The following is a 7,482-nucleotide window of genomic DNA, read 5'->3' as shown; positions in this document are numbered from 1 at the left end:
CGCGCTGCACATCGCCCCGCAGGCCCGGGGGACCGAGCGGCCCCTGGTGGAGCAGGCGCTCGCGGCCGGCGCTCGGGGGCTGTTGATCGCGCCGCGCTGGCGCGGCGCCGCGTGGGAGGAGTCGGACAACCAGTGGCTGGCCGAAGTGGGCGTGCCCACCGTGCTGATGGAGCGCAGGCCCCGCCCGGGGAGTGCGCTGCACGCCCTGGACTCGGTCTGTTCCGACCACTGGTACGGCGTCCATCTCGCCGTCGACCACCTGGTGTCCCTGGGACACCGCCGTATCGTGCTGGCCGCCCGGGACGACAGCCCGACCGCCCGGAGCATCCGGGCGGCTTTCGCGGAGATCGCCGCCGCGCGACCGGAGGTGGAGGACTGGCACGTGGTGCTCAGTTCGCCGGACGCGGTCGCCTCGGAGGGCAGGTACGACGGGGGAGGCGAACGGGGCGAAGGGCGCCCCGGCGGACGCGGCGAGGCAGGTACGGCGGTGGACCTGGCGGCGGTGCTGCGGGAGCGCCGTGCCACCGGGGCCGTGCTGCACGGTGACGTGGACGCGTTGATGCTGGTCCAGCGGCTGTCCGAGAGCGGGGTGCGAGTGCCGGAGGACTGTTCGGTGGTGGCGTACGACGATGTGGTGGCGGCGCTGGGCACCACGCCGTTGACGGCGGTCTCGCCGCCGAAGGCGGAGATCGGGCGGGCCGCCGCCGAACTGCTGCTGTACCGGCTGGGTGGATCCGCAGGAGCGCGAGGGCCGGTGCGGCGCACGGAGTTGCTGCCGGAACTGAAGGTGCGCGGTTCGGCGCGGGCATGGGGCAACCCACCACACGGACCGATCGTTTGACCGCTTTACATTTCTTCTGATCGATCTATTGACCGCTTACGATCAGGCGATCAGGATTCCCGTTGTCCCGAACAGGAGCCGCGGGAGGCGCGCATGCCTGATCGACAGAGTCGTCGGTCCGTGCTGGCCACGATGGCCTCGCTGCCGGTGGCAGGTGCACTCAGTGCCTGCTCCGGCGGCGGGACATCGGGGCCGAGCACGAGCAGTACAGACACCAAGAGCACCACCGGCAGCAACAGCACCAGCAGCAAGGGCGGCAAGGTCCGCATCACCTTCTGGTCCGCCCTGCGGGGCAGCCAGGAAGTGGTGGACGCCTTCAACCGCGGTCACCGCACCGTCGAGGTCGATTTCCAGCAGATCCCCTCGGGCGGTCAGGGCGGCTACGCCAAGCTCAGCAACGCCGCCCGGGCCGGCAACGCCCCGGACGTGGCCACCCTGGAGTACCCGCAGGTACCCGGGTTCGCCATCGACGGTGTCGCCCGGGACCTCACCGGGCTCGTCAGCGACACGCTCCGCGCGAAGCTGCTGCCGCAGGCACTGGGGCTCACCACGTTCGACAACAAGATCTTCTCCGTCCCGCTCGACCTCGAACCGATGGTGATGCACTACCGCACCGATCTGTTCGAGAAGTACGGGCTCCGGGTGCCGCGCACCTGGGACGAGTTCGAGGAGGCGGCGGCGACCGTCCGGGGCAAGGGCGGTGAGCGGCGGCTCGTCCTCTTCCCCACCGACGGTGCCACGCAGATGGCCGCGTACGCCTGGCAGGCGGGCGCCCAGTGGTTCTCCACCACCGGTGGCACCTGGAACGTCTCGCTCGCCGACGCCCCGACCCGACGCGTCGCCGCGTACTGGCAGCGGCTCATCGACCGGGACCAGGTGTTCATGAACGCCGTGGAGAGCCGGCAGAGCGACGCGCAGATCGGCAACGGATCGGTGCTCGTCCGCCTCAGTGGCGCCTGGGACGCGGGGGCCCAGATGAAGGCGCGCCCGGGCCAGAAGGGGCTGTGGGCGATCGCGCCGTTCCCGCAGTGGGACGTGGCGAACCCGTCCAACGGGACACACGGCGGTTCCACCTTCGCGGTGACGAAGGACTGCGCGCACCCGGAGGCCGCGATGGAGTTCATCGAGTGGCAGGTCTCGCATCCCGACGCGCTGCGGGCCCGGCTCTCCAGCGGGGCGAGCAGCCAGTATCCGGCCGCGCCCGGCCTCGTCTCCGTGGGCAGCCAGGCGTTCGACCGCTCCTACTACGCGGGCCAGGACATCTACCGGGTCTTCGAGGAGCAGGCGCGCATCGTGCGGGAGGGCTGGATCTGGGGCCCCCGGATGACCGCCACCGGCAAGGTCATGCAGGACGGGTTTGCCCGGGCGAGCGGCGGCAAGGGCTCGCTGCTGAGTTCGATCGAAGCCGCGCAGGAGGGCACCATGCCCGATCTGCGGGCGCTCGGCCTCGCCACCAGCGAGCGTTCCACGTGAGCCGCCCCCGGGTGCCCTCGCACCACCGCCCCGCCGGTCCGACCCCACGCGGTACCGGTGTCCTTACGCAGCAGAGAGGCAGGTGACCCCCATGGCCAGCACCAGCACCACCCCGCCCGTCGTACCCGTGAGCGGTGCGGGGCGGACCGTGCGTCCCGCACCGCCCGCCCGGGCGGGGGCCGGCCGCGTGACGGCGCGCCGGCGTGAACTCGGCGCCGCGGGCGCTCTGATGACGCCGTTCTTCGTCCTCCTGGTGATTGTCTTCCTCATCCCGGTCGGCACCGCGATCTGGCTGAGCTTCTTCAGCGACGACCAACCCGGACTCGGCTTCGGACCCGAGAAGACCGTGTTCGTCGGAGTGCGCAGCTATGTCGCGGTGCTCACCGACCCGACCTTCCTCGGCGGTCTCGGCATCGTCGCGCTGTACTGCCTGATCTACATCCCGCTGATCGTGATCGGCGCGCTCGCGCTGGCCCTGCTGCTGGACTCGGGCGTGGTGCGGCTGCGCGCCTCGGCGCAGCTCGCGCTCTTCCTGCCGCACGCGGTGCCGGGCATCATCGCCGCGATCATCTGGCTGTACCTCTACACGCCGGGGATCAGTCCGGTGATCGACCTTCTCGGCAAGGCGGACATCACGGTCGACTTCCTCGGGGTGCACACCGTGGTGCCCTCGATCGTGAACATCGCGCTGTGGAGCAATCTCGGCTACAACATGGTCGTGTTCTACGCCGCGTTGCAGGCCGTGCCGCGCGAGGTGATCGAGGCGTCGGTGGTCGACGGCGCGGGGCCGGTGCGCACCGCGCTCCAGGTGAAGGCGCCGCTGGTGCGTTCGTCCATCGTGATGGTGGCGATGTTCACGCTGATCTTCGCGCTCCAGCTCTTCACCGAGCCGATGCTGCTCGGTCAGTCCACCCCGATGATCAACTCCCGCTTCTCCCCCAGCATGTACATCTACGACGCCGCGTTCACCCGTAACAACTACGGCCTGGCGGCTGCCGCTTCGGTGATCCTGCTGGCCTTCACGGTGGCGCTGTCCTACGGCGTCACCCGGTGGACGAACCGCGCCGACGCAGCCGAGGAGGACGCCCGATGAGCGCTCCGGCCGTACCCCGTACCACCTCCCGTCGCTCCGATTCCGCCTCCGCCGCCCGGCGGCCGGGGCTGACCGGACGGGCCGTCGTCAACCTCGTGGTGGGCATCTCGGTGCTGTACACCCTGCTGCCCGTCCTGTGGCTGGTGCTCGCCGCGACAAAGGACCGCGACGCGCTCTTCCAGAGCAACGTCCTCTCCCTGAAGGGCTTCTCGTTCGTCCAGAACCTGAAGGACGTGTTCTCCATGGACGCGGGTCTGTACGGGCGCTGGTACGCCAACAGCCTGCTGTACGCGGTGCTGGGCGCGGCCCTGGGCGCGCTGATCAGCATCGCCGCGGGGTACGCCTTCGACAAGTACCGCTTCCGCCACAAGGAGAAGATGTTCGGGCTGGTCCTCGCGGCCGTCATGGTGCCGCAGACCGTCCTGGCGCTGCCGCTCTATCTGATGGCGTCCAAGGCGGGGCTCGTCAACACCTTCTGGGCCGTCTTCATCCCGGTGCTCTTCAACCCGTTCGGGGTGTACCTGGGCCGCATCTTCAGCCAGGGGTACGTACCGAACGAGGTGCTGGAGGCCGCCCGGGTGGACGGTGCGGGCGAACTGGCCACCTACTTCAAGGTGGCGATGCGGATGCTGGGGCCGGGTCTGGTCACCGTCTTCCTCTTCCAACTCACCGCCATCTGGAACAACTTCTTCCTGCCGATGGTGATGCTCTCGAACCAGGACCTGTATCCGGTCAGCCTCGGCCTGTACACCTGGAACAGCTCGGCGTCGGTCTCCCCGGAGTACTACCCCGTCGTCATCATGGGCTCGTTGCTCGCCATCGTCCCGCTGATCCTCGCGTTCGCCCTGCTCCAGCGCTTCTGGCGGTCGGGGCTCACCGCGGGCGCCGTGAAGTAGCTCGGCCGGCGCGGCTCGTCCCCCCGGGGCGGTCCCGCCGACCGCCCCGCCCCGGCGGCCGGCGCGGCCCGTCCCCCCGGGGCGCTCCGCGAACGCCCCCGTACCAGGAGAGACATGCACAGTTCCGCTTCCCCCCGTACACCCCGCAGGCCGCGCGCCGTGCTCGCCATGAAGCCCGACGCGGCGGCGGCGGTGCTCCTGCCGGAGGCTCTCGTCGCGCTCGGCGAGGTCTGCGAGCTCGCGCCGGTGCCCGCCCTGGACGACTTCACCACCGACCGGGCCCGCGCGGCCCTGGCCGACGCGGAGATCCTGATCACGGGCTGGGGCTGCCCGCCGATCGACGAGCGGGTGCTCGCGGCGGCTCCCGGGCTGCGGGCCGTCGTCCACACGGCCGGCTCGGTGCGTGGCCTCGTCACCGACGCCTGCTGGGCGCGCGGTATCGCGGTGTCCTCGGCCGCCGCCGCCAACGCGCTGCCGGTGGCGGAGTACACCGTCGCGATGATCCTGCTCTCCGGGAAGCGGGTTCTGGAGCGCGCCCGGGAGTTCCGCGTCACGCGGGCCCGGACCGACATGCTGCGCACCCCCCACGACGTCGGCAACTACCGCCGCACCGTGGGCATCCTGTCCGCCTCGCTGATCGGTCGGCGGGTGATCGAGCTGCTGCGCCCGTACGACCTGCGGGTGCTGCTGCACGATCCGTACGTGTCCGCCGAGGAGGCGGCGTCGCTCGGCGTCGAAGGGACCGGGCTCGCCGAACTCTTCGCCCGCAGCGACGTGGTGAGCGTCCACACCCCGCTGCTGCCCGGCACCCGCGGACTCGTCAGCCGTGAACTGCTCACCTCCATGCGGCCGGACGCCACGTTGGTCAACACCGCGCGCGGCGCGGTCGTCGACCAGGACGCCCTCACCGACGTACTCCGCCAGGACCGCATCCGCGCGGTCCTCGACGTCACCGACCCGGACCCGCTGCCCGCCGGCCACCCGCTCTGGGAGTGCGAGAACGCGCTGATCACCCCGCATCTCGCCGGGTCCGAGGGCAACGAGTGGCGGCGGCTGGCCGATCTGGCGACCGGTGAGGTCGCGCGCTGGGCCGCGGGCGACGGTTTCGCCCATCCCGTACGACCGGAAAGGCTGGCCTTCCTCGCATGACCACCGCCCCGCTCCCGCTCCCCTTCCGACTCCCCCACGACGACCGCGCGCTGAGCCCTCTCACCGGTTACACCCGGGCGCACTGGGAGGCCGCCGCGGACGGACTGCTGCACGCGGCCTGGCAGTGGGCCACGCCCGGCCGGGCGATGCTCGACCTGCCCGGCCGCCCCTCGGGCTCCGGGGTCCGTTCCGACGGACTGGAGGGGTACGCGCGCACCTTCCTCGCCGCCGCGTTCCGGGTCGCGGGTGCCGAGGGCAAGGACCCGCACGGCTGGCTGGACCGGTACGCGGACGGTCTCGCCGCCGGTACGCGTACCCCCGGGCGCGACGACACCGAGTCCTGGCCGCTCATCCGCGACCACACGGTCTTCGGCCAGCCCATGGTGGAGTCGGCGTCCGTCGCCCTCGGCCTGCGGCTGACCCGACCGTGGCTCTGGGACCGGCTCGACGGCGGCACCCAGGACCGGGCGGAGGAGTGGCTGCGCGGATCGCTGCGGCACACCCCCGCGCCCAACAACTGGTACCTCTTCCCCTTCACCGTCGCCGGGTTCCTGGAGTCCGTCGGCCGGGGCGACGCGGAGACCGCCCGGGCGCGGGCCCGCGCGCTGGACCTGCTGGAGGGGTGGTACCGGGGCGACGGCTGGTACGCGGACGGGGACGGGCGCGCCTTCGACCACTACAACGGCTGGGCGCTGCACCTCTATCCGGTGCTGGACGCGCATCTCTCGGGCGACCGGGAGCTCCTCGCGCACTACGGCGGCAGGCTGCGCGAGCATCTGGAGAGCTTCTCCCTGATGTTCGGCGCGGACGGGGCGCCGATGCACTTCGGGCGGTCCCTCGCCTACCGGTTCGCGGCGGGCGCGGCGGTCGGCATGGGCGCGGTCTCCGGGCACACCCCGCTCTCCCCCGGGGCGTCGAGGCGGCTGGTCAGCGGTTCGCTCCGGTACTTCCTGGAGCGCGGGGCGACCGGCGAGGACGGGCTGCTGAGCCTCGGGTGGCACGGCCCGCACGGGGCGACGCTCCAGCACTACTCGGGTCCGGCCTCGCCGTACTGGGCGTCGAAGGCGTTCGTCTCGCTGCTCGCCCCGGCGGACCACCCGTTGTGGACCGCGCCGGAGGAGCCCGCGCCGAGCGAGGGCCCGGACCGGGTGCTGTCGCTGCCGGCGCCCGGGCTGCTGGTGCAGTCGACCCGGGCGGACGGGATCGTCCGGCTGCACAACCACGGCAGCGACCATGTCCGCCCGCACGAGGGCGAGTCGGCGGCGGAGGCGGACCCGCACTACGGGCGGTTCGCGTACTCCACGGCGACCGGTCCCTCCTCGCCGGTGAACGTGGCGGACAACCATCTCTCCGTCCGGGTCGGCGCCGCCCGTAGCGTCCGTCGCCGGATCCACCCCCTGGGAGCCGGGCACGGGGACGGCTGGGGCTGGGCGGCCTCCTGGCACATGCCGGTCTTTCCCGGTCAGCCGCCGGCCGTCCCCGGACTGCGGGTGGAGAGCGTCACCTTCGTACGGGGCCGTTACGAACTCCGGGTCCACCGGCTCCTCGGTGTCCCGGCGGGGGCCCGATTGGAACAGACCGGCTGGGCGACGGCCCCGGAGGCGTCGCCGCGCTCGGTGCTGCACGGGCTGTACGGCTGGGAGTCCGAGGAGGAGGTGCGCGCCCCGCAAGGCACGGCGTACACCCGTTGGGCGGTCATGCCCCGGCTGGCCGTGGACGCCGAGGGCACGGTGGTGCTGGTGGCCCTGGCCTCGCTGACGGGCGAGGCGGAGCCGGCTCCGGTGGGAACGGCGGTGAGCGGGGTGAACGTGGCGGTGGACGCCCGGGGTGCCGGGGACACCGTGGAGGTGGCCTGGGCCGAGGACGGGGCGGTCACCCGGATCGTCTTCGGCGCGGGTGCCGCCGCCTCCGTTTCGGTGGAGCACGGCACACGGTGACCGGATGGAGAGCCGGCCACCGCCCGGTAGCCGCCGGACGGGGCCGCTTCCGTGCCCGCTCTTCGCGCACCGGGCCGTGAGGTGTTCCGGGGC

The 7,482-nt window shown here is 72.3% G+C and carries 6 protein-coding genes; all 6 read left to right on the top strand.

Annotated elements, in window-relative coordinates:
- Window positions 1–841, top strand: an 841-nt coding sequence (locus ACWD3D_RS30655) for a substrate-binding domain-containing protein (protein ID WP_451464010.1), incomplete at its 5' end; no start/stop codon positions are given.
- 93 nt (window positions 842–934) lie between these two features.
- Window positions 935–2,314, top strand: coding sequence for an ABC transporter substrate-binding protein (locus ACWD3D_RS30650; protein WP_451464009.1), 1,380 nt, complete (start codon window positions 935–937; stop codon window positions 2,312–2,314).
- A gap of 91 nt (window positions 2,315–2,405) precedes the next feature.
- On the top strand, window positions 2,406–3,407 hold the full coding sequence (locus tag ACWD3D_RS30645) for a carbohydrate ABC transporter permease (RefSeq protein WP_451464008.1): 1,002 nt from the start codon (window positions 2,406–2,408) through the stop codon (window positions 3,405–3,407).
- Window positions 3,404–4,303, top strand: coding sequence for a carbohydrate ABC transporter permease (locus ACWD3D_RS30640; protein WP_451464007.1), 900 nt, complete (start codon window positions 3,404–3,406; stop codon window positions 4,301–4,303). The genes ACWD3D_RS30645 and ACWD3D_RS30640 overlap by 4 nt, the downstream gene beginning before the upstream one ends.
- 114 nt (window positions 4,304–4,417) lie before the next feature.
- The gene (locus ACWD3D_RS30635) at window positions 4,418–5,452 is read left to right on the top strand and encodes a hydroxyacid dehydrogenase (protein ID WP_451464006.1); all 1,035 of its coding nucleotides are present in this window, start codon (window positions 4,418–4,420) and stop codon (window positions 5,450–5,452) included.
- Window positions 5,449–7,389, top strand: a complete 1,941-nt coding sequence (locus ACWD3D_RS30630) for a DUF2264 domain-containing protein (RefSeq protein ID WP_451464005.1) — start codon at window positions 5,449–5,451, stop codon at window positions 7,387–7,389. Before ACWD3D_RS30635 ends, ACWD3D_RS30630 begins: the two co-directional genes overlap by 4 nt.
- Window positions 7,390–7,482: the final 93 nt, after the last annotated feature.

The sequence above is a fragment of the Streptomyces sp. NPDC002690 genome (genome assembly GCF_053592415.1).
Note: the sequence above shows the minus strand (reverse complement) of the source record. Positions and strands in the feature narration are given on the sequence as shown.

What these genes read in the sequence shown, in the direction of transcription:
- ACWD3D_RS30650 (WP_451464009.1), top strand. Translation starts at nt 935, where the DNA reads ATGCCTGATCGACAGAGTCGTCGGTCCGTGCTGGCCACGATGGCCTCG.
- ACWD3D_RS30645 (WP_451464008.1), top strand. Translation starts at nt 2,406, where the DNA reads ATGGCCAGCACCAGCACCACCCCGCCCGTCGTACCCGTGAGCGGTGCG.
- ACWD3D_RS30640 (WP_451464007.1), top strand. Translation starts at nt 3,404, where the DNA reads ATGAGCGCTCCGGCCGTACCCCGTACCACCTCCCGTCGCTCCGATTCC.
- ACWD3D_RS30635 (WP_451464006.1), top strand. Translation starts at nt 4,418, where the DNA reads ATGCACAGTTCCGCTTCCCCCCGTACACCCCGCAGGCCGCGCGCCGTG.
- ACWD3D_RS30630 (WP_451464005.1), top strand. Translation starts at nt 5,449, where the DNA reads ATGACCACCGCCCCGCTCCCGCTCCCCTTCCGACTCCCCCACGACGAC.